Source organism: Spirosoma humi, assembly GCF_054776575.1.
The window spans coordinates 965,524-991,933 of the sequence record NZ_BAAHBR010000017.1; the positions used below are offsets into that span (position 1 = coordinate 965,524).

A 26,410-nucleotide genomic window follows, 5' to 3' on the forward strand; every position below is an offset into this window, starting at 1 on the left:
TCTCCTGATTCTTAAAAGTAAGGTAGTGGACGCAAAGTAGACGCAACCGTAGTATAGGGTGTAGGGCTTAACTAAATTGATTAGGCTTCACGATTCAGAATAGGTTCTTTTTTTATCCTTTAATTTTAGCAGAATGGTTAGTGATAATCCCCGGACCAGTCCTGATGAAGAGAAAGACATCGATGACCCATACATCCATACCCGCTCCACGGAGGAATTTATGGAAACGGTCGGATAGGCTGGTCAGGAAGAATCTGATAAGGGACAGGTTTTGACTAGTGTGTGGCTTTTAGTTCGCTAATCCTTAGCTGTGTATTCAATTAGAACAAAGGGCTGTTTACAGCCTTTTTCCTCCTACACGATTGCCGTTTAAAAAAACGTTGCTTATCACAACCTTTCATAGCGGTAAAAGCCATACCCTAAGGGCTTCGGTAAAGTAAATAGCACCTCTTGATCAATACTGATCTTCTGCCGAAACCGTTTACCCTGTCCTGTTAGGTGGGTGAACTCGTAGGTTCCCGGCAACAAATTAGCGAGTTTTATCCGGGCTGTATCAGACTTGTTTTTCTCTCGAAATATCAACACATAACCTACTGCTTGCTGAACCATACTGGATTGAAATCCGGTCCAGCTTGTTCCTGACGGCTCATTGCCAATCGGGAAGATCTGACCGTCGTGCCAGGCCTGCCAGTGCTTCTTATAAGTTTTAATTAGATTGGCGGTGTCGAATGCGTCAGCAGGCAGGTTCCGGGCTTCCAGCCAGGCCAGCGGTTGAGCGGGCATAGTAACCGCAAAAAGATAGTCGAAGGAGTAATGGGCCGGACTAAACTCATCGCTCCGCGCATACCGATCCTGGTTTCGCCATTTATTTAAAAATTCAATTTGCAATCGCTGTGGTGGCAGGTACCTAGCAAGCATCCACAAATTTCGTAGGGTAAAATGGGGATAATAATTCGCCCAATCGGTGTAGCGATTCTCCAGAAACAAGTTGCCGTATTCGTAAAAGTAATGATAGCCAAACCGCCGACCGGCCGTCACATCCAGGTTAAATACGGCTTCGCCCCTCGTACTGACCATCACGGTGTCCAGCATTTTTCGAAAATTGATTTCAGCCTGTTTGTCGGCAATTCGTACGCCGTCAATCTTCCACATCCGAATACCGTATTGCTTGTATTGATTGATCATGACCTGGGCATCTTTATCCCAGTATTTGAAACTACTATCGACACTCGGGTTAAACCATGTCGATAAGGTAATACCTCGCTTTTTTCCTGCTTCGACGATTCGATTGAACCCCTCCGGGAATTTTTTCGGGTCAGGCAGCCAATAGTCAGGCTGGCGCCAAATATCTTTGAAACTACCGCCCTGAAAAGCAGAGTTGGCGCTTTTCCCCTGTTGCCAACCATCGTCGAGCTGAAAATGGGTGATGCCTAGTTTTCCGCCTAGCTCCAGTTCATGAAGCACAAATGATTCGTTGATATTTTTATCCTGCCCCCTATCGCCCCAGGTATTGAGCAAAATCATTTCATCCCGATTCGCTTTACGCACCCGTACTTGCTGCTGATAGGTGCGTAATGCGCTCAATTGTCCCTGTTCTCCACCCGAGCTAACACCCAGCACAAGGCTGTATCCCCGCACCCATTCATTGGCTTGTAAATCGCTTGGGGACAGGCCAATTCCCGTAGCACGCGCTTCCCCGATTTTCAGCGAGAAATCGAACCCTGGGTAGGCTAATTGCACGCTCGAAACGGGAGCTTCCTTGAGCCAGAAAAGACCCGCATTCGTTCCGACTTCATCCAGAAACATCAAATTACCCCGCATCCGTACCTCCTGTCGATAGGCCAGCCGGGTATATTCCTGTACAAGCGTATTGTTCTGGTCGGTAGCGTCAAAAAACTCGACAGACTTTCCTTTCCAATGCGGACCGGGCAGCGCCAGCCGGTCCATAACCACCGTGTTCGACGAGCCTTCCTTTTGAGCGGCCTGCGTTTCGATATTACGCAGATCGTAGGCCAGCTGGGCCGACTGCTGCCAATTGGGAGCACTGCCTTTCAGGTAATAATCGCAGGCGATAACCGGACAGTTTGGATAAATTCGAAAGATGCGCTTTACCCATAGTGTTCCTAGTGCCACCACCATTTCGGCTTCCAGATGGGCGGGAGAAAGGCCCGTTTCTGCCATGGCTTTAACCGTAAAACTACCACTAGCAGGATCGCCTGTTTTAACGGGTAGGGCAAAATCCGGTCCCAGGCTACCCATTACCCATTTTTTGCCCGTTCGTTTATCGGTGATGGATAACGAGGTAAGATTCCCGTCTTTAAATAAATACGTTCGCTGAATCAGCGAGTTACCCAGAATTAAGGTATCTCCTTGCCGGGTGGCCTGACAGGATGCAAGCTCAGACTGGCCCCAACTTTTTTCGAAAAGGCAAAACAACAGGCAACCGATAATAAGTAAAGGTTTCATAAATAAGTCATTGTGCAACAATCGTTTTTTGTAAACCCAATTGAGTAAACGTAAAAGGGAACAGACAGCCGTTGTTCCCTTTTACCCTGTATTGCAACCGGAACGCCAGATTAATTAATATCCCGGATTTTGCTGAATTTTCGCTTTATTAATATCAATCTGGCTTTGCGGTATTGGATCAACCAGGTTGTTTTCCGTGAGCGTATTCACTAACCTGATTTGGTCTTTTTTGCCGTTCAGCACCGTTATCGCGCGATCGGTTCGAACCAGATCGTACCAGCGCTGGCCTTCAAACGCAAACTCGACCCGGCGTTCCTGTTCCATAGCCAGCCGAAAGGCTTGCTGCGTAGGAATATCGGTCGCCGTTTTGCTGGCCAGACCAGCGCGGCTACGAATCTTGTTCAGGTAGGTAAACGCATCGCCCGTAGCCTGGTACCCAACCTCGTTGAGGCTTTCTGCATACATCAGTACTACGTCGGCATAGCGAATAACCGGAATGTTATTGCCATTGTCGTTATTGGTAACGGGCGTATCGTAGTATTTCTTCACAAAGTTGTAGGGAATGGTCTGCCCACTGGCGTTCACATAGGACGTAGCGAGCGAAACATCTTTACGCTTATCGCCCGTTTCGTAGGCATTGATCAAGTCAGCAGTAGGCTGATTGTTTCCTCCGCCCCCGAAGGCAATGACCGCATTGCCCGAATTTTCCGGGGCAAAGGAATTTGGCCATGCATTACCTTCACCCGCGCCACCGGACTTATACTGCACATCGAACACCGACTCTTTGTTGTTTTTGTTGCTGACCTTAAAAACATCGCCGTAGTTTGGTAGTATGTCATAAACGCCCAAATCGATTACTTCTTTGAGTTTGGGAACTGCCTGAGCATACTTCTTTTCAGTCAGGTATACTTTACCCAATAAAGCCTTGGCTGCTCCCTTCGTCGCTTTGCCGACCTCAGCGGCTGGGTAAGAAACAGGTAATCCCGTTTCGGCTTCCGTTAAATCTTTTTCAATTTGTGCGTATACATCCGCTTTGGGTGATCGTCCATACGTGTAGCCTTCATCGGGATTCGAGATAGATTTCAGGATCAGCGGCACGTCACCAAAGGTGCGGACCAGGTTGAAATACACCAAAGCCCTCAGGAATTTTGTCTCCGCTATCGAGCGATTTTTCAGTGCTTCGTCCATAGTCACCCCGCCAATTTTATCCAAAATCGTATTAAAGCGGGCAATGGCCGTATAGCTATCATTCCAGCGTCCGGAGATAAAGGGGTTCGTCGTTCGGATATAAAACCGATCAAACTCATCCTGATCGGTTACGGAGCCGGATGCGGGTGGTACCGTGTTATCGGAAGCAACGTCACCGAAAACGTAACTGTTGCCAAAGACACCGCCCGATTGTAACGACGCATAAGCCCCATTGACGGCATTTTTGATATCGTCAGCGGTTCGGTAAAAATTGTCGGCGGTGGCCGATGAGATCGGTTTCAGGTCCAGAAACTCGTTGCTACACGCGCTGAGAACCAGACTTAATGCCAGCGAAATGTATAGTTTAGATGCGTTCATTTTTTTTCGTCATTTCGGTTTAGAAACCCAGATTGATACCTACGGTGAACGTTTTTGCCAGTGGATAATAGCCGTAATCGACACCGCCGGTTAGCGGCCCTTCGTAGTTGCTCACTTCCGGATTGTAGTTCAGGTATTTCGTCCAGGTGTGTAGATTCTGAGCTGATACATAGAGACGTGCCTGCTGGATTTTGGCTTTGTTCAGCAAGGCTTTCGGTAGTTGATAACCCAGGCTAAGATTCTGAATGCGCAGGTACGAACCATCTTCAACCCAACGGGAAGAAACCGCGTTGTTGTTGCCTGTTGTACGGGCGTTCGCTCGGGGTGTAACGCCATCGCCGGGGTTGCTCTCCGACCGCCAGCGCGTCAAAACCGTCGTGATTTGGTTGGCATTTCCTTCCAGATTCTCGAAGAAGCGACGGCTTAAGTTCAGGATTTGTCCACCCTGGGTGCCCTGAAGGGCAATGCTCAGATCAAATCCTTTGTAGCTAAAGCTATTGGTCATGCTGTAAATGAATTTGGGCTGGTTGTTGCCAATAATGGTCCGGTCGTCGGCCGTAATTTTCCCATCGCCATTTACATCTTCGAATTTTACATCGCCCGGTCTGGCCGTTGCATCATGCGGATAGCGATCCAGATCGGCCTGATTTTGGAAGATACCGAGCTGTTTGTAGCCGTAAAAGCTTCCGATCGGCGATCCGATCTGAGTGATGTTCGTTTGATCGACCCCGCTATTGCTTCGTATCGGGTCACCCGTTGGCCCGAGGGCTACCACTTTATTGCGGTTGAATGACAAGTTGGCGCTGGTATTCCATACGAAAGCGCCGGTCATGTTGCGGGTGTTAATAGCAAATTCCCAACCTTTGTTTTCCATCTTGCCGATGTTTTTAACGGCCGACGTAAAGCCTGTTAGCGAAGGTACGTTAACCGCCAGCAGCAGATCTTTGGTTATCCGTTGGTAATAGTCGACAATCAGATAGATGCGGTTATTGAACAACCCTACATCAATACCGGCATCCAATTGCTGGCTCTTTTCCCAACCCAGCAGGGGGTTTCCCAATGAACTCGGTGCTAATCCATTGGCTAACGTATTGTTGTAGCTATAGTTGTCGGGCCGGAGGGTGGCGGCATAGGGATAATAATCGGGACTACCGCCCGAAATGAACGCATTGTTTCCCGAGAAACCGTAGCTAACCCGAAGTTTGGCTTCCGACAATGCGCTAATACCCTTCATGAAACTTTCTTCACTGATGCGCCAGCCTAACGAGCCAGCGGGAAAGGTACCCCAGCGATTTTCGGGACCGAAGATGGACGAACCATCCCGACGCACGGAGAAATTAGCCAGGTATCGACTTTTATAATTGTAGTTGATCCGGGCGAAATAGGATGCCGACGCGTTTTCCCGGCGGTTAGACGTGATGGTAGACGTTGTGCCACTCGCACTGGCGTTCAGCGTTTCTACCACGTCGTTGGCATAAGAGCTACCCGTCCCCAAACTGTACTGATACTGATACCGAGTCGACTCCATTCCGACCAGTACTTCCAGGTTGTGGACATCGTTCAAGGTTTTGGTGAAAGTCAGGGTTTGGTTAAACAACCAGCCGAGTCCTTGCTCGGATTCGGCTCTCCCCGTGGCTACGTTGGGCGGCAGCAACTGGTTGAGTGGAATACGGGATGTGCGATATCCATTCCGACGGTATTCCGTAAAATTGATATTGCCCGACGCCCGATACCTGAACGCTTTCAGGAAATTATATTCAACGTAGGCGTTGCTCAACAAATTAGCTTGCTGGTATTGGCTATGGTTCTCAGTAATGTTGGCAATTGGATTCGTAATACCCGGATAGTTATACGGTGCGGCCAGTTCGGTCTGCGAGGAATAGGTTGTGCCATCGGCTGCGTAAATCGGTGCCATGGGCATGGCCGATAATGCAGCATTGATGATCCCGTTGTTAGCCCAGTGCCCATCGGCCGTAACTTCCTGCTGTTGCTTAAACGACGGGTTTAGGTTCAGACCCACTCGTAGTTGGGGTGTAATATTGACATCGACATTGGCCCGTAAGGTATAGCGGTCAAGGGTGGAGCCCTTGATGATTCCATCCTGTTTGAGGTAGCCACCGCTAATCAGGTAACGGGCTTTATCGGTGCCGCCCGAAACGCCAAGTTGATAGTTACTGATCTTGGCCGTTCTAAAAATCATATCCTGATAGTCGTGATACGGCAGATTGGCCACCCGCGTTGGATCATCAAAATTGAACCAGTCATACACCTCTCCCCGGGGATAGCGGTAACGCAGGTAGGAGGTTGGTCGAACACTGTTGGGATCATTAATGCTAGCACCCGGCACATTGTCAATGTAGGCGTTGTTCGAGGATTCTTTGCCAAACTCGGCAAATTGCTGTGAGTTGAGTAGATCAATTTTTTTGGTCACCTGCTGAAAACCTGTGTAAACGTCCAGGTTGACATTGGTTTTGCCATTTTTACCTCGTTTGGTTGTCACCAAAATGACTCCGTTGGAGCCTTTGGAACCGTATATAGCCGCCGAAGACGCATCTTTAAGGACATCAATGCTCTCAATATCGTTGCTATTCAGCAGGCCAAATACGTTGGCATCTACGATGTTTCCGTCCACCACGATCAGCGGTGAATTCCCCGCACTGATCGAGCCAAACCCTCGGACCTTGATGGCGGGTGTACTACCCGGCGTTCCATTATTCTGTTGAATAACCACCCCGGCTATTTTCCCCTGCAAAGCCGTTGCCGCATTGGATACGGGCATATCGCGTATCTCGGACATAGGTACCGAAGCAATAGCCGCCGTAACGTCTTCCCGCTTTTGGGTACCGTATCCCACGACGACCACTTCATTGAGCGTTTTATCGTCGTTCAGCAGCTTGACCGATAGTTGACTGCTATTACCAAGCGCCACTTCCTGGGTTTGGTAACCAACAAAGCTGAACACCAAAATGGGCGACCCGCCATCGGGTACGCTCAGTCGGTAGCTACCCTGAGCGTCGGTAGTCGTGCCGCGTTGGCTGCCTTTAACAATGACGCTAACGCCCGGAAGCCCTTCACCGGTATCATCCGTAACCGAGCCAGTAACAATCCGGTCGGCCGTAACGCTCGCTGGGCTTTGACTGGTCTTTAACAGTAGTGGCAAGTTTGGACTGATCGAGTTCAGCAGAATGCGCTTGCCCGTTACCTGATAGCTCAGTTGTAGCGGACGTAGAAATTTATCGAGTACAACAGAGAGTCGTTCGTTAGCGACCGTGATCGAGACTTTCCGATTGGACTGAATAATTTTGTCGCTGTACATAAATTCAACATCGGCTTCGCGCTCAATCGTCTTCAGGAGATTTTTTACCGTTATATCTTCCAATTGCAGACTAATCTGGCGGTCCAGGGGCGATTGGGCATCGACAGTGGTCGCATACGTCATACCCGCAAACAGCATCAGCAAGCAGCCTTGAACGAGGGACGTTCTCAAGAGACCCTGAGCGAAAGTTCGTAGAGGTCTATTTTTTTTCATATGGTTTAATTGTGTGTAAAAGGATTAGAAAATAGAATCAATAGCACCCCTGGGCACTAATGACAAGTTGAGCGTCAACGATTTGGTAAGATGCTTTTATGGTTTGGCAGATGAGATTAAGTTTCTCCAGCAGCGGTTCGTCATGAAACTTTGCCGTTAAGGTGCAATGCTTGAGCAGTTGTTCGTCGAAGACGATATCAACACCGTAAGCGTCTTCCAACTGGGTGAAAATTTCGGTAACCGGGGTTTCGTCATACACGAAAACATCGTTGGCGAACCGGTGATTAATGATGACTGGATTGGATATAATTGTTCGGTGAAAGTGGCCTTCCTGACGGTTGAAAACCACTTTTTGGTTTGGCGTCAGGATAACACCAGGCACATCGCTGTTTACTTCTTTTTTTGCCCGTTGCCAGTCGTTTCTGGCAAAGACAGACACCTGCCCCGTTCGCACGGCAACCTGCACATTCGCTTGATTTTCGTAGGCCTTAACCGTAAAACTGGTCCCTAAAACTTTAGTCACCACTTCATTGGCATGCACATAAAAAGGTTTCCGTGGATTTTTTTGTACATTAAAAAAAGCCTCTCCCATCAAGTAAACCTCCCGTTTGTCACCCTTAAACTGCTTGTCAAAGCTGATGCGGCTGTTAGGCTGAAGCGTAACCTGGCTGCCGTCCGATAAGTGTAAGGATAAAGGATTTCTTGTTGTATTGACCTTCTCCAGTAAAGCCATTGGCGCGCTCTGGACCAGTTGTGCATAAACGGATCTATTCGACGCATTTCGGTATACCCATATCGACATACCAATACCGGAGATGAGCAGGAGGATGGCCGCGACTCTCGCTAACCACCCAAATTGAGCGGGGATCGATAGTCCGATTGAGCGCCGTTGGTGCGTGTGGAACCGAATCTGATCGACTTGATGATGCAACGCCTGTTCCGTGATTTCCCGGTATGGTTTGACCTGTAAACCGGTTATGAGCAAACTAGCCTGCTCAACAACCTCCCGTTTATCAGGATATTGGCTTAGCCAATTCTGCCAAAAGGCCCCCTCTTCTGGTGAGCTTTCCCGGCGAGCCCATCGATTAAATGACTCATCGAGCAAAAAATCAGTTAACTGGTAATCCTGGTAGTTTTTCATGAAGGAATAAGCTAAAACCTAGCTCTCTAGTACCAACATGCAGTCACCCTACCGATCCTACTGGGTAAAATGAAATAAAATATAAAAATAATTTTTGTGTAATGATTACCGGCACCTGAGCTATGCGCAGTCAATCAATAACTCGAGTAAGACCACGAAGGAAGCCATATCGCCCTGCCAAGTGTTGCGCAGTCGTTGAAGTGCTTCATGGAGGATATTGTACACCGACTGCCGGTTTAGGGCCATTACCTCGGCAATCTGCTCGTGAGTCAGGTTTTGGTAGAATTTAAGAAAGATGACTTCTTTTTGCCGTTTGGATAGTTGATTCAACAACGCTTCCAGTTGCCGGACTTGATCTTGGGTAATCTGCTGATTGATAAGCTGGGACTCAATTGAAAACTCGACCTCAAAAAGATAATCTTCCTGTAACGACTCCCAACCCGAACCCCATTTGGCTCTTCCCCGAAATATGCGACGACGGAGGGATTTAAGGAGATAAAATTTAACAAACTCTGTTTCGTTAACGGTATTCCGACGCTGCCATAGTTCAATGAATACATCCTGTATACAATCCTTTACGTATTCGTCATCAGCATCCAGGCGGACGCCATAGCGATATAACGGTTGAAAATAACGGTAAACCAGCTGATCAAAGGCAACCGCATCGCCTGTTCGGAAACGTTGCCAAAGTGAGGTATCGTCCAATAGATCAGCTTTCATGAGTAGGTCAGCGCTTCTAGTGGAAGTAAAAAACGCGTTAATCTACTCGTAAGAACAAACTAGGTCTGAATCATTCAACCCATTAACTAACATGCGTATATAGACCGCTGGGTTTGGCGATTGATTGGGATTAATCGGCATTTTAAGGCTTTTTGCCCAACTTGTGTTCATTTATATGTCCGAATAAATACAGGACAAGACAAACATGAAATCGTTCATATAAAGACTAAAGAGTAGTGGTATATGAACGCCGTAAATGGCTGTAAATTTAGGGATTGTACGTGTTCAATTATCTTTCTCAAATCTTCAGGAAAACCCTCCCCTAGCTAAGCCAAATTAAGGCATATGTGTTGGTAGAAGGGGGCATGGACTTGAGTCGATCAATACACAGCTGTGATGTTATGAGTTATCATGACGAAGATAACTTAGAGCCTTATTGAAATTAATAACAACGCAAAGGGCAACTTACATAGTTGTGTAAACCGCCGTGAAGACCAAAGAAAAAACCGGCCAGCATCGCTGCTAACCGGCTAATTTTCATGGGCTTATGTTTGAGCGGGAAATGGGTCTCGAACCCACGGCCTGCAGCTTGGGAAGCTCAAGTCAAGTATGTTAGATAGATTTTGTTGATAACGTATCGAGTTGATTTTAAACTAATTGCAAGAATGTTATATGAATCATATTTTGTTAGCTTTGGTTAATTTTGTATGTTTGTGTAAACCAATGTGTAAACCGGTTTACGTGAAATGGCAAAGTCAACTGAGCATAAAGAAAGTCAAGCAGCTGTCAAGGTAATCTATTTTACCTCTAAAACTTTGTCAGATGGTTCCCACCCATTTATGCTACGCATAACCAAAGATCGTAAGCGTAAATATATTTCAACAGGGCTGACGATACACCCCAAGTTTTGGAATGAAGAGACAAATACATTTAGGAAAAGCGTACCCGCAGTAAAGCGAAAAGTCATCGAAGAAGCTTTGCGGAAATGGGAGGAGAAATACATTAATGCAGCTGAAACCTTAGCTGAGTCCGATGAGGTACACGATGTTCGTTCTGTAGCTACAAAAGTTAGTAGTGAACGGCTGGTTACCCGCAAATTCAAGCTGTTGGCATATTTTGATGAACTGATTGGCCAATTTGATAAAACGGGCAACGTAGGTAATAGTAAAGTCTACCGGGACGTTCAAAACAACCTACGTCGATTTATTGGTGAAGGCCAGGATGTATCATTTGATGGCATAAACATCAAGTTCTGCAACGAGTGGGAAATCAAGATGAGAAGTGAGGGATTGACCGAAATTACGTTATCGGTGAAGTTCAGGACGCTTCGAGCGGTACTGAATAAGGCTATTGCTAACGGTTATGCAAAACCCACCAGCTACCCGTTTGCTAGGAATGCCGCCGAAAAGAATAAATTCCAGATAGGTAAGTTTAACCTGACTACTACTAAGCGGGCGATCAGTAAAGCGGATATTCGTAAAGTTGAAGGTTATAAGCCATCACCCTATGAAGGCCCTTATGCCAGCCTCCGCGACACCAGCCAGCGTGTACAACTGGCCAAGGATCTATTTCTATTTTCGTATTACTGTGGGGGTATCAACTTCGTTGATATGGCTACGCTCCGCTGGAAGAACATCGGCACAGATTTAGAGGATAAACCGCGTTTGTCATATATACGCCAAAAGACAGGCGGGAAGTTTTCTCTTCGACTAATGCCAGTTGTACTGGCTATTCTTGAACGGTACAAGGGCGAGGACGTTTACCCCAACGCCTACATTTTTCCTATCCTCAACACGGCTTTACATAAGACCCCCACGCAGATGCATAACCGGTGTTCTAAAATTATGGGGCAGGTTAACCAGGATTTAAAAACTATAGGTACAGCAGTTGGCATTACAACTCCCTTAACCACTTACGTCGCAAGGCACGCTTTTGCTTCGGCCCTAAAACATTCCGGCGTTTCTACAGCCGTTATCAGCGAAGCAATGGGTCATACTGATGAACGAACGACCCAGATTTACCTATCTGAGTTCGATACCGATTTGGTTGATGCTGCTTTTGAAAATCTATAATTGATTATTAGCCAATAAGATCAGGCTAGAATATTTTGACCTAATTATGTCATCTATAGAAACTCCCCTTTTTGATAAACTTAATGAAACTATTGACTTCATTTGGTGTAGAACTGTACCGTTGTTTACTCCCCAGAAGTATAAAGAGGAATGTGAGAAGCCGTTAAATGAAAAGGATTGGTTCCTTGTACACTTCATAGCTTCACTACCTGAAGCACCCGGGTTAGCACCTCCGTATGAACGTACCCGTTTTTATAGGATGGCCGATAGATGGGAAGGGCTTCTTGAGTCTGAATTGATACGTAGAGAATTAACTAAGGCAGTTGCATCATGCCCAACACTAAGGCAGGTTGACTTACTATGTGCAGAGATAGAGAAAACTCGAGATAAGATTACAGAAATTACATCCTTTATATTTAATGATATGCCCAATCTGACGGTTGGTTGGATTGAAGCCTTTCAAAGGGCTATAGACAAGTTCAATGACAAAAGTTGGGAAAAGTCATTCTTAGAGCGTACTGGCAGGGCTGAGTGGAATATAGCTGTCTACCGGGATATTTATTGGCCAGCTGTAATAAAATACTTGAAAAGGCTCCCTAAATTGGCTTTAGGTATACATATTTACACGCTTGACTTAAAGGGCTTTAACGCCTATGGCGTGTATAATCCACAGGAGTCTTCGTTTAAATTACCTGATCAAAGGACTACAAGCCTATCAATTATTTTGAGTGACAAATTCAAAGACATCTTTGAGCAAGAATGTGACGCCTATTCTTGTCTGGCCTTTTTGAAACGGCTAAACTTGATTAAAAAGGATGGGACTCACCAGATCGGAGCTCGCCAAAAGAATAGTTTGATGGCTTTCGTTGAGGCTTTGCAACAAAGACAATTACTTCCTCCTGCTCGTCCAACTTCTGAGTTGACCCAAATATTTGCTCAGCAAATAGGCTTGCCATATAGCAGGCCAAGAAATGAATCAATAATAAGTTACGACGACGCTCTACGAGGCTTTATACGTAGGCTTAATGCTATTTCAATAGATCGTCTTACGTGGACGATAATGGACGATAATGGACGATAGCTGGTTTTTAACGGCTGATAAGCTAGCTGACTTTTGTATCAACCAAATTAAGCACGGTGATGCAAAAGTCAGTTTTAATTATACTTGATGGGCCAAGCTTAGAAGCCCTAATCTTTGATGCCGTCGATAGAGCAATCAAAATCAATCAATCTACCCCCGCCCCAGAAGCCGATCCTTACGGCGATTTCAAATGGCTAACCGCCACTTGCTCTGGCGTACCAGCAAGTACCCTTCGTATCAAGTCCGCAGCAGGTGAGATACCGGGTGTTGTCAAGTTCGGTAAACGAGTTCTCTACGAGAAAGTAGCCGTTTTAAACTGGCTAAGAAGTCAGACCCGCCAACCCATGCCGAGTGCGGCTAAACTTGAACAGGCCGCAGAAGAGCAGATCAGCCGTCAACTAGCCAAGAAAGGCAAGCGCATATGACACTCTTTCAAATTTCCGTTGCTGTTCGAGAGGTCGGCGGTCAAGTATGGCATGTTGATTTCGCCAAATTTGGATCGCGTATAAGGGCTAAGGTTGGCTATTTTCATGTTCGACTTATCTTTCTTAAGCCAGGCCTAGAAGACTACGATATACCAGAAGAAGCGAACAGCCTTCTTTACGTCGTTAGCACTCCCGGCGATCTTAAAAACTGGTTGTAAAAAGTCTGCCAGTTAAGTAAAACTCAAACCCGCCTTGTACCTAGGCTTTAATAAAAAATTTTATGGAAAGTCAGACAACTGCTCCTGATCGGTTCACTGCAGCCAATGGTGACCTTTGGATTAGTATAGTTATTCGTGGTGTAAAACACTATAGGGTTGTTTTTAAAATAGTAAGTCCTTTGAATCGTACGGGGAGATTGGCAACAGAGAAAGAAGCATTAGAAACTTATTTAAAAACAAACTCTACGTTCTCTGTATCAGATTTAAATAAACTAGATACAGAGAACGCAAATGAGCATATAAGTAAACACGGTTCTAATTCAAGTAGTAGTAGGTTTTCTGCTATCTATGGCGAGGTTGTCACTGAAATGGATAAGACTCAGGAGCCTAACAGCCCACAAGCTAGCTCTCACCAGAAAGCCGAAAGTAAAGAAAAAGATGAATGGCTCATCTCATTATTGGAACGTGAACAGCTACTGAGTGATATTGCTACAAAGCCTGTAGTATTCAGTCCTGCCTTAATAAAACGCGGTGAAGCAGGTATCATTGGCCGAGGGACAATCAATATTATTCAGGGTGCTTATGGAAGCCATAAGTCAAGGTTAGCCGAACTATTTGCATCTATGATGTTGGCTCGCGATGATGAAGATCCCAACTTTTTGGTTTTTTATAAACAGACACAGGAAAAGTTTTGCGTCTGTTATATCGACACTGAGCGCAATCTGAATGAAGAATTACCCTCCGCCATACAGAATATAAAGCTGAATGCGGGTTTTGCACTCGAAGCCCAACCTAAAGACTTTCGATTTACATCCATCAAAGCAATCGAACGGCCCTATCGTTTCGGTGCCATCGAATGCTTTTTAAGGGATGTACGTGAAAATACGAAATTGCACCTTTTTTGCCTGATTGATGTAGTTACAGATGCAATTGGAGACTTTAATGACTCTAGAGAATCAATGAAGTTGTTTGATTTCCTGGGAAATCTCTGCGATAACTACGACGCAACCTTTATGCTTGTTATTCACCAGAATCCAGGCACAGAGAAAGCTAGAGGACATACCGGAACAGAAGCTGCCAATAAAGCCAGTACCGCTCTCCAAATTGCGTTAGAGCGAGATGCCAACGGAAATGAGACTGATATAATAAAGTTGCGATACTTAAAATTAAGACGAGGCAAACGTCCGGAAGCTGTCTTACTACAATTTTCGAAGGAGGAAAATCGCTTAGTATTAGCGGATGCCAGTCAGGTGGCCGCACATAATAATCAGCGAAAACATAAAGCTGATATTGAAGACATAACCGACCGTCTGGTCAGTTTATTAACTGAAGGCCCAATGCCCAAAGGCGAAGTACATAAGAAATTACAAGACGAGTTTGATGCTAATAACTCAACTATTCGGGACCGTCTAAAAACTATCAAAGAAGAACGACCAGCTATGTATAATGAAGATGGTCGCCCGGTGGTGCTTGGAGAGTTTCGTAAGGGTAGAGATCAGTTTTATCAGTTGAACCCAAGTTGTTGAAAGTTACTGCCAACTGCCAAGCCCCTTATAGGGGGCTTGGCAGTTGGCAGTAAGAAAACTAGCCTGCCAAAATCTATTTGGCACCTACATTAGCAGTCAGCAGTATGTTTAGCCCTTCCCTTGCCGACCAACTCGAAACGGACTTTGGTACGGCCATCCTGTCCCAATTAGCAAGGCAGTCCCTTACTCGAAATCAGCAACTCGTCAGATTATTTGACCAGACCCGTAATAGTGCGGAACGATACTATATCTCCAATAAACGCGGTAAACCAGTTATCTATAACCATCAAACTAATGAATGCTGGTATCCAATTACTGCCTATGCAAAAGCTTATAATGTTGATTTTATGACGGCTTTGTTCGATCTGTACCATCTGTACTATGGTATCGACCTTAATGGAAAGCGGAATATTGGAATTACATCTCCATCTAACGTATATAGACCACGTGAGCAGTCGATAATGATGCCATTGCCAAAGGTTGGTTATTTGCCTATTGATCTGTATGAGCGCTCTCAAATATTGTTCGAACGCAATGGCTTATATGAATATCTGGGTTACACGTTCAGCTTCTCGGTGGCTAACAAGGCATTTTCACGTTACCGTTTGGGTACGTCAAACTATTGGCAATATTTAGGTTACCTATCCACCTGTCTACCTCAATTTGACATAGATGGCAACCTTAGACAGGTGAAGATTATCCCCTTCGATGCTATGAATGGACGTAGAGTAAAAATAGATCAGGAAGCCGAACACTGGGATCAAACAGAACAACGGTTCAAATCTACCAAATCTGGCGAGAGTAAGATCTTTTTCGCTGGTAAAAGAATAGCTAAACAGGCTGGTATTACTGACATACATTTAAAACAGTGTCTATTTGGCGAACACCTACTGAATAAATACCCTAACAAGAAAGTCGCTTTGGTTGAAGGAGAGTCAACCGCTATTGTATGTTCATTAATATGGCATGAATACGTATGGCTGGCAACGGGGGGAAGCTCTGGAGCGGGTTGGACGAAGCCCGAAACATTCAGCGTTTTAAAAGGGAAGGACGTGGTCTTATGGCCAGATACTGGTAAGCTTACCGATTGGCAAAAGAAAGCCGAATTCTTACGGCCATTAGTCCAGTCGTTATATGTGACTGACTACGTACAGCAGAATGCCCTGACTGGTGAAAATAACGTCGACCTACGCGACATACTCATGCGGCCCCGTTATCGCCCGGCTGACGGAAGCGGTATGACTTTTGGAGAAGTCTTATGATAAAAAAGCAACTACTCATAAAGTAGAACTAACCGTAAGATGCTCCACGAAGTAAAAGGACCAGTGGTTGTCGTGCGAATTCCCAATAATGCGATCAGTGTGAAGGTAAATATATCACCTTTCCCAAAAAGGTAAACTATCAAAGGCTTAGACCCAAAGTTCAGATTTTAGCCACAACTCGTAAGACCTTATCGAATAGTTTAGTCGATGCTGGTTATGGTAAAGATGAACCAGGAGCCTTTCCACGACTGATTTAGCCGAAAACAGTGATCTATTTGATATGCTGGAATACATTTCGTTTGCCCGCCAGCCTATCTGCTGCTCCAATCGCGTAGCTGAAACTACCATCTTCGTATTATTGAGTCATAATCAAAACGAGTTCCTCAAATTTGTATTGAATAAATAAAAGGCGAAGTAGATTGGAAAAAGACACTTAGTTTATTTCAGTTAAAATACTATTCGCTGGACGACTCCAAAGCCTGTCCGGGTACCATCGCCAATATATACGCTACCTACCCTAACTTCCAAAAGTATCTTTATCATAAGAAGGTGGTATAACTAAAAAGAAACAAATACTAAACTGTTTAAATCAGGCTAATTTAAGGCGTTAAACTTCTCAATCATGTCCTTATTTGAATAACGATCGACCTGGCCGTTTTTCAAGAAAAACGCCTTTATGGGATTTTTTTTCTGACGCTTCCGTATGATATACTATACTGAACACCCCCTTCCGAAATACATGGGTGAGGTTATTTGATTGATTATGAGTTACATATACAAATAGGCCGGAGATTTGTGAATTTGGTCTTAAAAATAGGTCTTGCGGCAGTAGTTTTAGTATGATAAGTATGGTTTGACCTGCCATTGTCTGACCTCAACAACTGCAAGTCAACCGGGAGATCCAATAGCTAATATCAACTCTCATTAGTAACTTTGCCATAAAACAATACCTAACAACACCAGATACTAATGGCATAAAGCTCTTCATGTTAAGACCACTTCTTCATGCCCCGCTTTAACCCTGCACTTAACTAAACAAATTGGCAAAGCTACAACTAGCCTATAAAGGGTAATTCAGCTATCAAACTGCATTTCTGGAGAGACCTTCAGATAATTTGTGGTCATATATGACCGCAAATATGTACTTTGATGGTCATTGTTTCGAGATGTATATTGATTGTTAAGTTAATAGGTGAAAATGTCAAGAAATTATTACGAAGGCCTTAAACTACCCCTTGAGGCAGTAGTTTTGACAAAAAAAGTCAAACCAAATAGATCTGATTTAGCCTTGGAGTAGTCAAATTGAAAAGAGAGCAAAACGATTGTCTCGATTTCTTATTCAAGCAATCTTGTTGATTCAACCCCCAACCAAGAGGAGCAGTTCGTCCTAGAAAATCGAACCTCCCTACCATAATTCGCCAAGCGGAAAGCTCGATAGTTCCGTCAGGGCTGTTCGTTCTGTAGACAACTATACTAATATACTGTAAAAATCAGTTTACGAGCGATGCCGGGTACTACCGGTTGAAACCCCCCCGGTCATACTCCGTTTTTTTACTACCCCCCGGCTTATTGAGCTTTTAGCTACAAAAAGGAAAAAATTTTTGTAGCTAAAAGTTGTAGATACTCTTTTACAAGTTGACAATAGCCGCCTTGTTATCTAATCAGGGAGAAACTTAGGGTGTCTTGTCCTTATTTTATTCGGACGTTTAATTGAACGGTTTTAGTAGCTGATTACTTCTCGTTCAGTTAGTGATAATGTTTGACCTTTTTTTGAACGATAACAAATGAACTAATCTGCACAAAAGAACCAATATAGTTACATCTTTAAGCCGATTGGGTGTTTGGCCAATGCCCCAACAAAATGTTAAGTGGACTTACTATATTTTATTGACCACGACTATAATTAATCTTAATAAACTGTCCAGTAAAATATAGCAGGTTCATTTTTTTGAACGATCTCCTTTCTAAGCCAATTGAACCTAAAGAATAAGCTATCAGTAGTTCACAGGTAAGTCAAATTAGCTATGGACCTCATGGACTGGTCATTCGGTGGTTAGGAAGTGTTGAGCCACCCAATGACCAGCGCCTAGCCGTTAATTAGAGATGTATCAGCTGCGCAGGAGCCGAACGCGTTTCCGTAACGGTGGAAGAGTCGACCAGTACAGCCACCAGCTTAATCGTTTCGCCCCGTAGCTCGGGGTGGCTGCGAAGGATGACAGCTACGGATAGCTTCGTTTCGAACGACCCATTTGTTGCCTTCACTTGGCCAACGACCAGATCGCCGTTGGGCAGGCCTGTGGTCACCAGCAGTACATTTTGCGTGGGTTCTGCGGGTTGTATACGACCAAAAACTGCAATGCTCCGGTTTTCCTGCTTGGCGCTCATGTCGATACGCCCGCGACGTTTGGGTTTGCACCGGGCGGTCAGGCCCCCGATGGGCGTTAAAAATTCACCTGGAATATTCCCTTTCGGATCGGGCTGGGTGTACTTGCGTTCGAGAAAGCCCGCTACCCGTACCTGAACGGGCGGTATTTTCAGATAGCGCTCCATGGTCATCGGAGCGATTACGACTAAGTTCAGTATGCGCTCGCTGTTGCCATCTACCCACACCCATTGGTGAGGTAGCGCTACCAGAAAAGAGTCTTTTACCTGCCTTCCGACGAGGCTGGGCATCAAGTGGATTCGTTCCCGGCGAGGGGAGGGGTTGCGAATCGCAACAGGCAGCACAACCGGTTCTACAGGGCTGCTGCTGGGCATGTCGAAATCGAAGATATTTTCTTGCGCCTGGTTATTGCCGCCCGTGATTTCGCCAAGCTGCTGCGATAGGGATACCTTCAGGCACGTATGCTCGCCAACCAGCGGTACCCAGTTGGTTGCCGCATCAAAGAAACCACCGGCCGCCACCGTAGCCACTGATACCGTTTTGAGCGGAGTCCAGGAGCCGTTGTCCCCCACGCCCGGTGGCGTAATCGAATAGAACGTAACTAGGGCGTTAGTAGCTGGGTCAACCCCATCGTTATGGATCCGGCTGATAAATCGGTTGATGGTGCCCACCAGTGGTTTATCCCCCGAGCCCGTTGGCCGCCCTTCGCTATCCGACAGATTGGTAAAGGTGCCCATCGGTGGTCGATCAATCCAGATATCAGGCGTCTCGAAATCGCTGTTCCAGGGCGTAATGCGCAGATCAAAGCGTCCGGCGGGGTCGTCTCCAATGACCTGTGCCCAGGCTATTCGTACGCGACAGATTTGCGGCCGGGCCTGTATATTGTCGTTGAGGACGCTGATTGTCAGCGCCCGTAGCGGATCAACGGCCTGCTGCCCCTGGGTTAGTACAACCGGATCATGGGCCAGGGTGATGAACCGAGTCTGCTGATTGTTGTTAACCGTATCAGTCAGTACGCGAGTAACCACGACTCCGCCCTGGTTAGGGGAGGCCCCAACCGGAATCTGGGTATCGAACACCTGCGCTGTGGCTCCCGGCTGCTGGCGTACTTCGACGTAATAGGCTAGTGAAGGCGTAATCATGATTTTCAGTACGTGATGTTGGCCCTGCGTACTGTTCTCGGCCAAACCGTGTGCAATCAGATCAACATCAATCGAGTTAGGATTCCGATCCCACTGCACCCTCCGGATATTGGTCAGGCCCGGTATGCCACTGTTATCCGCATCGATATTACCGGGATTGTTATCGATGAGCCAGCCTAAATTTTCCAGGTGAAAGCCGGAAAACAGTGGATGTGAGTCGTGATTGCCCATGATATCGAAAGTCTGGGCTGTTGCTTCGCTGGCGTCAATCAGATCAGAACCATACACGTCTTCACCCAGCGTAGCACTGTTAAATACTGGATCTACGATGTTGTGACCAACTTCGTGGCAAAGCCTTCCCCAGTCCGATACCTCGCCTACGGTAATGAAGGGCGTATTCTTGTTGAGTTGAGCCGAAATGGCCAGCCCGTTTCCCGCATAAGAGAACGTTTGTTTCTCCATGTTGCCCCACCCTCGGCAAAAGGCTCCATTGAGGAAGCCACAGACAGCTACCATATCAAAGCTACCGTTATTAATGGCGGTCAGGTTAGCGTTGACGGCTTCGGCGGCAACACGGTCAATGTTCCAGAAGTTATCATAACCAACCGGGTTGCCATCATCATCGAGCACCGGATTACCGTCGGCATCCAGTTTTGTTGACCAGTAATAATCGGATAATGCGCCACTCAGTGTAGTCCAGTTGGCGGACACTGTGGGGGCTAACGTACATTTGCCAAAACTGGCCTGATTATAATAGGTAGTGGCTGCCGTCCATTGATCAACAATTGTCTGCCGGATGTTGGCGGGTACTGCGGTAAGGTCATTGGGCGTCACTAAGGCCACAAATACTTTTATGGTACCCATTTTGGCTAAACCGGGTTGTCCTGACGATCCCTGGCTTTTCAGGACAACCGGCGGCCCGTCGTCGTAGTAGGTTGTTGATTTAGCCAGTTCAAAATCAGCCGGGCCGGTGGCGGAGTTAACACCCACGGTTACCTCTACTTTACCCGTCTTGGTATTCTGACCCGTCAATACCCGCATCCAGACCGGCGTTCGCTCCAACACCAGGGCCGTCTCGCCCCCTATTGTTACGGTGATGGGTGTGTTAACATCGCCAAAATCTGCTCCCATCAGTTCGAGCATGGTACCCGGATAGCCCTGCCGGGGCTGAAAGTCGGATACCTCCAGCGGATTAGGTGGCATTTTACTAAGAATATCTTTCCAGAAATCGTGATTTCGTTCCTGCCAGTCGCGCAGGACTGGATTTGTTTTCATTTCTGCTAACGCCAGTTGTGCGTTAAGGATCGACTCGGTTGGCATGATCGGTGTTTGGTTTGGTGCTGTATTTGTCGGGAAATACAGTCCTATTGGCAACACAACAATCGTTTCATTTAGCCAGTGGTTAGCCTTTTTATAAAGCGGAATAGCTGGAGGTAGTTGAGACGGCTTTGTAGACGCTCTATACAAAACAGGATCAGACGCAGGAAACTCTCTCCACTGCAAGCACAAGCGGTAAGCACATTGCCGAAATCCCTATTCTATCTTTTCCCAATATCATTCGGACGTTTAACTAAACGACTTTTTGGTAGATAAAAAATTAGTATTTAATATCGGTAAACCGCAACATACAATCCTTTGTAAGCTTAGTCAGGAACCAGCCTATAACAGTTTAGGTGCCACACTGATTTAGCTCAATAATTACAGATTGCATCCACAACCTTATCATTAAATTAAGATGAGTTTGAGTTAGTGCCCCGTTATAACTCACCCCGCCTATAAAAGTCAACAATCTTCTCGCGAAGGATCGTCTCGTATTGAAGCTGAATCAAATTAACCGACGCTCGGTCAACATTGCTTTTCGCCAGATTGTACTCTACGGCGTTTAATAGACCGGCGTTATATCGGGCTTCGGCAGCATTAAAGGACTGCCCTAGTACCGAAACCTGTTGTTTCAACGCATTATAACGGTCGTAAGCGTTTTCTAGCTGATTGGCGGCCTGATCAATAGCCTGCCTTAGGTTGCGCCGGACACCTTCGGCCTGTGACTCGGCTAACTGCTGCTGTAATCGCGCATTGGTCGTTCGATAGCGTACCTGAAAACCATTCAGGATCGGAATGCGGATGTTTACACCCACGCTTTTATACTGATTATTGTCGAGCTGGTGAAAATAGCCAATGCGCTCCGTCGCCGATGTTGGGGCCAGCACTTTTACCGGATATGACTGCCCAGACACATCGACAAAGCCGGTTGTGGTTTGCTCAATCATATCTGGGCTCAGTATATTTTGCCGGGCTGCGCTTGAGAACGACGTTCCCCAATTCGCCGTCAGCGTCACGCTTGGATACGCGAGCCCTCTGGCCAGATCAATTCCTTTCTGTGCAGCTTTCGTCCGGAGATCGGCAGCCAGCACCTCAGGCATGAACGTACGTGCCTGACTATACAACTGGTGCGCATCGATTAAGCTGGGTTGTATCGATATCGTGTCCGATAGTCGCACAAGTTCTAATGGCGTGGTGGCGGGCAGATTCAGTACCTGCAACAAGGTCAGCAGGGCTGCATTCAGGTTCGTTTTGGCCTGTACACGCTGCATACCATCGATGGCCAGTTGACTTTTAGCATCATAGAGATTAAATGGAGCGACCGTACCCATCTTCACCAGCTTTTCGGTTCGTTCAACCTGAGCCTGCGATACCGCTACCTGAACCGCACTTGCCGCTAATAAATCCTGAGCTGATAGTACCTGCAAATAAGCCAGCAGCGTGTTAAGTGTAAGGTTGTTTTTAATGGCTGCCACGTCAAATTGACTCGCCTGGGCGATCAAATTTTGCTGGAACAAGGTATTCTTGACCTGAAATCCGTTGAAAATAGTCCAGTTTAATCCCAACCCTGCGTTGCTGGTTGCGATTTGAGCGTTGGTGATGCCATTCGTGTACGGATCGACGTTGCGCCCAAAATTCATTCCCTGGTTAGTAATCCCCGAAATTACTGGCAATTGACTCTTTCGGGTCTGCTCCATGTTGTTATCAGCCACTTGCTTTTGCAGGACTGACTGCCGCAGTGCTGGCTGATTTTCCAACGCCAATGTAATACACTGTTCCAGCGTCAACGTAGTTGAGCGTGGTTCGGCGGATGTTGGCAAGGCGGATAGGGGACCTTGAGCCCAAGCCGGGTTAAATAGGCTCAATGCGAATAAGAGTAAGCATATATGTTTCATGCGACCAGGGCGGATTTAGAGTCGGTGTTGTCAATTCTGGAAACGGATTGATCGCCATTGGCACTAATCTGGAGTAGATCCAGTGGCGACTGGGCCATCGTAGTAATGGTTAGTGGCATCTGGGAGGCCCAGAGCTTGTAATAAGCGGTTTTCTGAGCCAGTAACTCGAAGTGTGACCCTTCTTCGATTAGTTTACCTTGTTCGATGACCACAATTTTGTCGGCATTCATCACGGTGCTTAATCGATGTGCAATGAGAATGACGGTTTTGTTGTGTTCCCGCAAGTGCTGAATCGTTTCCTGCACGCACTTCTCCGAAATGGAATCGAGCGACGAGGTAGCCTCGTCCAGAATCAAGACGTCGGGGTTTTGGTACAGGGCCCGGGCAATAGCAATTCGCTGCTTCTGTCCACCCGATAAACTTGCCCCGTTTTCGCCGAGGTAGGTATGAAAACCATTGGGGAGTTTCTCGATGAAATCCGTGATGCCGAGTCGCTGGCAGATGGCTACAATCCGCTGCATGTCGGGTTGGTATTCGCCGATGGCAATATTGTCGATTACGTTTCCAGCAAAGAGGTCGATCTTCTGCGGAACCACGCTCACCCGACGCCGGATGCTGTCGTTACTAATGTGCTTAATGTCGTAATCGCCTATGTGAATGCTACCGCTCTGGAGCGGATACAGGTTTTGCAGCAGTGACAGCATCGTGGACTTGCCCGACCCGCTTTCGCCCACAACGGCGGTGATCTTCCCACGGGGTACCGTTAAGCTGAGGTTATCGAATACCTGCGTACGGGTTCCGTAGCGAAATGATACGTCGGTAAAGCGGATATCGCCAATCATCTCCGGTTTAAGTTCGATCTTATTCTCGGTTTCTTCCCGTTCCAGATCCATAATTTCGAACAAACGGTCGGCGGCAATGAGTGCGTCCTGCACCGTTCGGTTAGCCCCGATTAGTTGACTCGCCGGACCGGTGAAATAGCCGATGAGGGCGTAGAACGATAGCAGCTCACCTGGGGTAATCTGGTTGTCGATAACGAAGCCTGACCCCACCCAGAGCAGTACGATGGTGAACAGACGCGACACGATTTCCGTCGCGTTGCCCGACCAGACCGAGTTGCGGGCCGAGGTGAAAATGGTTTTGAGTAGTTTGATGAATCGCGTCTCCGTTTTGACATTGGCAAACTCCTCCAGGCCGAACCGTTTGATGGTACCCATCGCGTTCAGCGACTCGACCAGCTGTGACTCCAGTTCGGCGGCATCTTCCATCAGCGTCCGCTGATATTTCTTATTCAGCTTATTGACGATTAGGTAAATAACCCCGTAGAAAGGAATGACGGCCAGCATGATCATCGCCAGTTTCCAGTCATACGTGAACATCATACCGAAGGAAAATAACACGATGAACACGTTGACAACCAGGCCTGTAGCCGCATCATTGATGAACGCCCGTATCTTCACCGCGTCGTTGATTCGGGAAATAATTTCGCCCACCCGCATCGTATCGAAGAATTGCTGCGGCAGTTTCATCAGGTGTTTATAATACCCCAGAATCAGCCGCGCGTCGATTTGCTGCCCCGTCTTGAGCGCAAACATGCTTTTCATACTGCCGATGAAGAGTTGCAACACCAGAATCAGAACCATCACGATACTGAGCAGGTTGAGCAAATTCCGGTTGCCTTCCACAATGACGTTATCGACAATCTTCTGTACATAAATCGACGTCGACAGACCCAGCACCGTATAAATCAACGCACCAAAGAGCGCCTGTATCATCACACTGCGGTGTGGCCGTACCAACTGCCAGAAACGTTGCGTGGCAGACACTTTCTCATTGCCGGCCGTAAACTGATCATCAGGCAGCAGGAGAATCAACACGCCGGTCCAGATTTTCTTAAACTCCTCGTGGGTGTGTTTTATGAATTTGCCCGGTCCAGGGTCCATCACAACAATGTGTTTGTCCGTCACATCGTAGATGACCACAAAATGGTGCAGGACTTCCTTTATAATGATGTGAGCGATAGCCGGTTTGGGAATCTTGCTCAGGCTCTCGAACGTGCCGCGTACGCCCTTCGCCTGGAAACCCAGCCGGTGAGCCGCTTCGATCATGCCCAGCACATTCGTTCCTTTCTGATCGGTCGACGCCATCTGCCGGATGCGGGCAATGGGCATCATGAGTTTATAGTGCGCCGAGATCGACGCCAGACAAGCCGCCCCGCAGTCGGTAATATCGTGTTGTTTGATTATCGTTTTCTTTGCCATGATTTCTTAGGAGGGAGTTTCGTTTATTTCGTGGCTAAGGCAGGCGTGTTCTTTGGATTGAGCCAGTCATCGGCGTTGTCGTAGAGAAGGTCGAACAGGGTGCGACGCGTCACCACAAATCGTGCCCGTACGGTCATGCCTTTTTTGAGATAGCCTTTGTACCCTTCCTTAAGCGCGAGGAAATTCTGGTCGAGCTGACACTTGATCCGAAACACGGGCGTATCGTTCATTACAATAATGTCGTTCGATACTTCGGTGATTTTGCCCTGCACCATGCCCCACTGATTGTAGTCGAAGGCGTCGACCTGCATGCGGGTGATCATACCAGGTCGCAGCAGGCCAATGTCTTTTGGCGATACGTAACACTCGACCATCAGGTTGGAATCGGGCGAGATCACGCCGAGCACTTCGCCGGGCTGTACGTAGGAGCCGGCATAACGGCCGCCCAATTGACTGACCGTGCCATCCACGGGTGCCTTGATTGTGTGTAGTTTTTGCTCGTTGAGTAGTTGACGTTCCTGGGCGCGGAGTTCATCGAGGGCAAGCTGATGTTGGTTGAGGCTGGCCTGCCACTCGCTCACCTGCCGTTCTATCTGCGATGCGTATTGGGCGACCACCGTATTGTAGGTGTATTCTTTGTCCTCGAACTCCTGCTTCGCCAAAACTTTGTCCTGGTAAAGCTGCTGGGTGACGTCTAACTCGCGTTTGCGCTTGGTTTGCGTCTGGGTGTTCTCGGTGAGCAAAAACCGGAATTGTTCGTACTGCTGGCGTACCACTGGTGATTGCAGACCGGATATTGATAACAGGTTTTGGCGGGAAGCGTGTACGAGCCGGTCGAGGTCGTGGATGTTGAGGTTTTTTTCGCTTTGCTGGGAGCGGTTCAGCCGGAGTTTACTGTCCAGTACGTCGGTCTGGAGCCGGATCATGGGTTGGTTCCGGTGTACCGGTTGATTGTCGTGAACGAGCACTTCAGCGATGATGCCTGCCACAAGGGGGCGAAGTTCATTGCGTTCGGCCACCGTGCGAACCATGCCACTACTCTGCACAGATACCTCGGTATGCACGAACGGTAGGGCACAGAGGGCTGCCACAATGGCCAGGGTAACGGAGCAATAGATAAGCTGCCCCCGAACCGTAACCTGGGGCAGATAAGCCTCCGTCGTGTGCTCAATGACAGTAGGCGGGTGTAGTTGATGTTGCATCGCGTTGACGTTTGGGATAAAATCTTATCTCAAAGGTCGGTCGATGCTATACGAGGTTCAATAACAGGTAGTTGTACTTTATAACGGTGGGGAATACCGTATGCGATCGGGTTGTACTGTTGGGTAAAATGACCCGTAATCTACTCTTGGCATTCTATAAACACGAATGATAAACGCAACTCCAATGCGGAGCTGCGCTTT

Annotated in this window: 14 protein-coding genes; 5 read left to right on the forward strand and 9 right to left on the reverse strand. The window is 47.1% G+C overall.

Features of this window, described 5'->3' with window-relative positions:
• Positions 1 to 387: 387 nt before the first annotated feature.
• The 5 genes from ACYU8Y_RS26175 to ACYU8Y_RS26195 form a co-directional block, all read right to left on the reverse strand.
• Positions 388 to 2,466 (reverse strand): alpha-galactosidase, encoded by a 2,079-nt coding sequence (locus ACYU8Y_RS26175; RefSeq protein WP_460941134.1) that lies wholly within the window; start codon positions 2,464 to 2,466, stop codon positions 388 to 390.
• A gap of 114 nt (positions 2,467 to 2,580) precedes the next feature.
• Positions 2,581 to 4,032, reverse strand: coding sequence for a RagB/SusD family nutrient uptake outer membrane protein (locus tag ACYU8Y_RS26180; RefSeq protein ID WP_460941135.1), 1,452 nt, complete (start codon positions 4,030 to 4,032; stop codon positions 2,581 to 2,583).
• 19 nt (positions 4,033 to 4,051) lie between these two features.
• Complete coding sequence (locus ACYU8Y_RS26185) at positions 4,052 to 7,519, reverse strand: TonB-dependent receptor (RefSeq protein WP_460941137.1); 3,468 nt, start codon at positions 7,517 to 7,519, stop codon at positions 4,052 to 4,054.
• Between the two features lie 79 nt (positions 7,520 to 7,598).
• The gene (locus ACYU8Y_RS26190; protein ID WP_460941139.1) at positions 7,599 to 8,702 is read right to left on the reverse strand and encodes a FecR family protein; all 1,104 of its coding nucleotides are present in this window, start codon (positions 8,700 to 8,702) and stop codon (positions 7,599 to 7,601) included.
• Positions 8,703 to 8,822: 120 nt separating this feature from the next.
• A complete protein-coding gene (locus ACYU8Y_RS26195) occupies positions 8,823 to 9,422 on the reverse strand; it encodes an RNA polymerase sigma factor (RefSeq protein ID WP_460941141.1) in 600 nt (199 codons plus the stop codon).
• A gap of 746 nt (positions 9,423 to 10,168) precedes the next feature.
• Between ACYU8Y_RS26195 and ACYU8Y_RS26200 the strand changes: the two genes are divergently transcribed.
• The 5 genes from ACYU8Y_RS26200 (at position 10,169) to ACYU8Y_RS26220 (ending at position 16,006) form a co-directional block, all read left to right on the forward strand.
• A complete protein-coding gene (locus ACYU8Y_RS26200; protein WP_460941142.1) occupies positions 10,169 to 11,494 on the forward strand; it encodes a site-specific integrase in 1,326 nt (441 codons plus the stop codon).
• Between the two features lie 46 nt (positions 11,495 to 11,540).
• Positions 11,541 to 12,575: a hypothetical protein gene (locus ACYU8Y_RS26205; RefSeq protein WP_460941143.1), complete on the forward strand. Its 1,035-nt coding sequence runs from the start codon at positions 11,541 to 11,543 to the stop codon at positions 12,573 to 12,575.
• Between the two features lie 59 nt (positions 12,576 to 12,634).
• Entirely contained in the window at positions 12,635 to 13,000 is a 366-nt protein-coding gene (locus tag ACYU8Y_RS26210; protein ID WP_460941144.1) for a hypothetical protein, read from the forward strand.
• A gap of 280 nt (positions 13,001 to 13,280) precedes the next feature.
• Positions 13,281 to 14,744 (forward strand): S1 domain-containing protein, encoded by a 1,464-nt coding sequence (locus ACYU8Y_RS26215; RefSeq protein WP_460941145.1) that lies wholly within the window; start codon positions 13,281 to 13,283, stop codon positions 14,742 to 14,744.
• A gap of 77 nt (positions 14,745 to 14,821) precedes the next feature.
• Positions 14,822 to 16,006 (forward strand): DUF6371 domain-containing protein, encoded by a 1,185-nt coding sequence (locus ACYU8Y_RS26220; protein WP_460941146.1) that lies wholly within the window; start codon positions 14,822 to 14,824, stop codon positions 16,004 to 16,006.
• 2,097 nt (positions 16,007 to 18,103) lie between these two features.
• On the opposite strand, the gene ACYU8Y_RS26225 is transcribed toward ACYU8Y_RS26220, so the two are convergent.
• The 4 genes from ACYU8Y_RS26225 to ACYU8Y_RS26240 form a co-directional block, all read right to left on the reverse strand.
• The gene (locus ACYU8Y_RS26225; RefSeq protein ID WP_460941148.1) at positions 18,104 to 20,851 is read right to left on the reverse strand and encodes an IPT/TIG domain-containing protein; all 2,748 of its coding nucleotides are present in this window, start codon (positions 20,849 to 20,851) and stop codon (positions 18,104 to 18,106) included.
• A gap of 437 nt (positions 20,852 to 21,288) precedes the next feature.
• The gene (locus ACYU8Y_RS26230) at positions 21,289 to 22,671 is read right to left on the reverse strand and encodes a TolC family protein (protein WP_460941150.1); all 1,383 of its coding nucleotides are present in this window, start codon (positions 22,669 to 22,671) and stop codon (positions 21,289 to 21,291) included.
• Positions 22,672 to 22,742: 71 nt separating this feature from the next.
• Positions 22,743 to 25,007 carry a peptidase domain-containing ABC transporter gene (locus ACYU8Y_RS26235; RefSeq protein WP_460941151.1) on the reverse strand — a complete coding sequence of 755 codons (2,265 nt, stop codon included), beginning with the start codon at positions 25,005 to 25,007 and terminating at the stop codon, positions 22,743 to 22,745.
• A 23-nt stretch (positions 25,008 to 25,030) separates the two neighbouring features.
• A complete protein-coding gene (locus ACYU8Y_RS26240) occupies positions 25,031 to 26,209 on the reverse strand; it encodes an HlyD family secretion protein (protein ID WP_460941152.1) in 1,179 nt (392 codons plus the stop codon).
• Positions 26,210 to 26,410 lie beyond the last annotated feature (201 nt).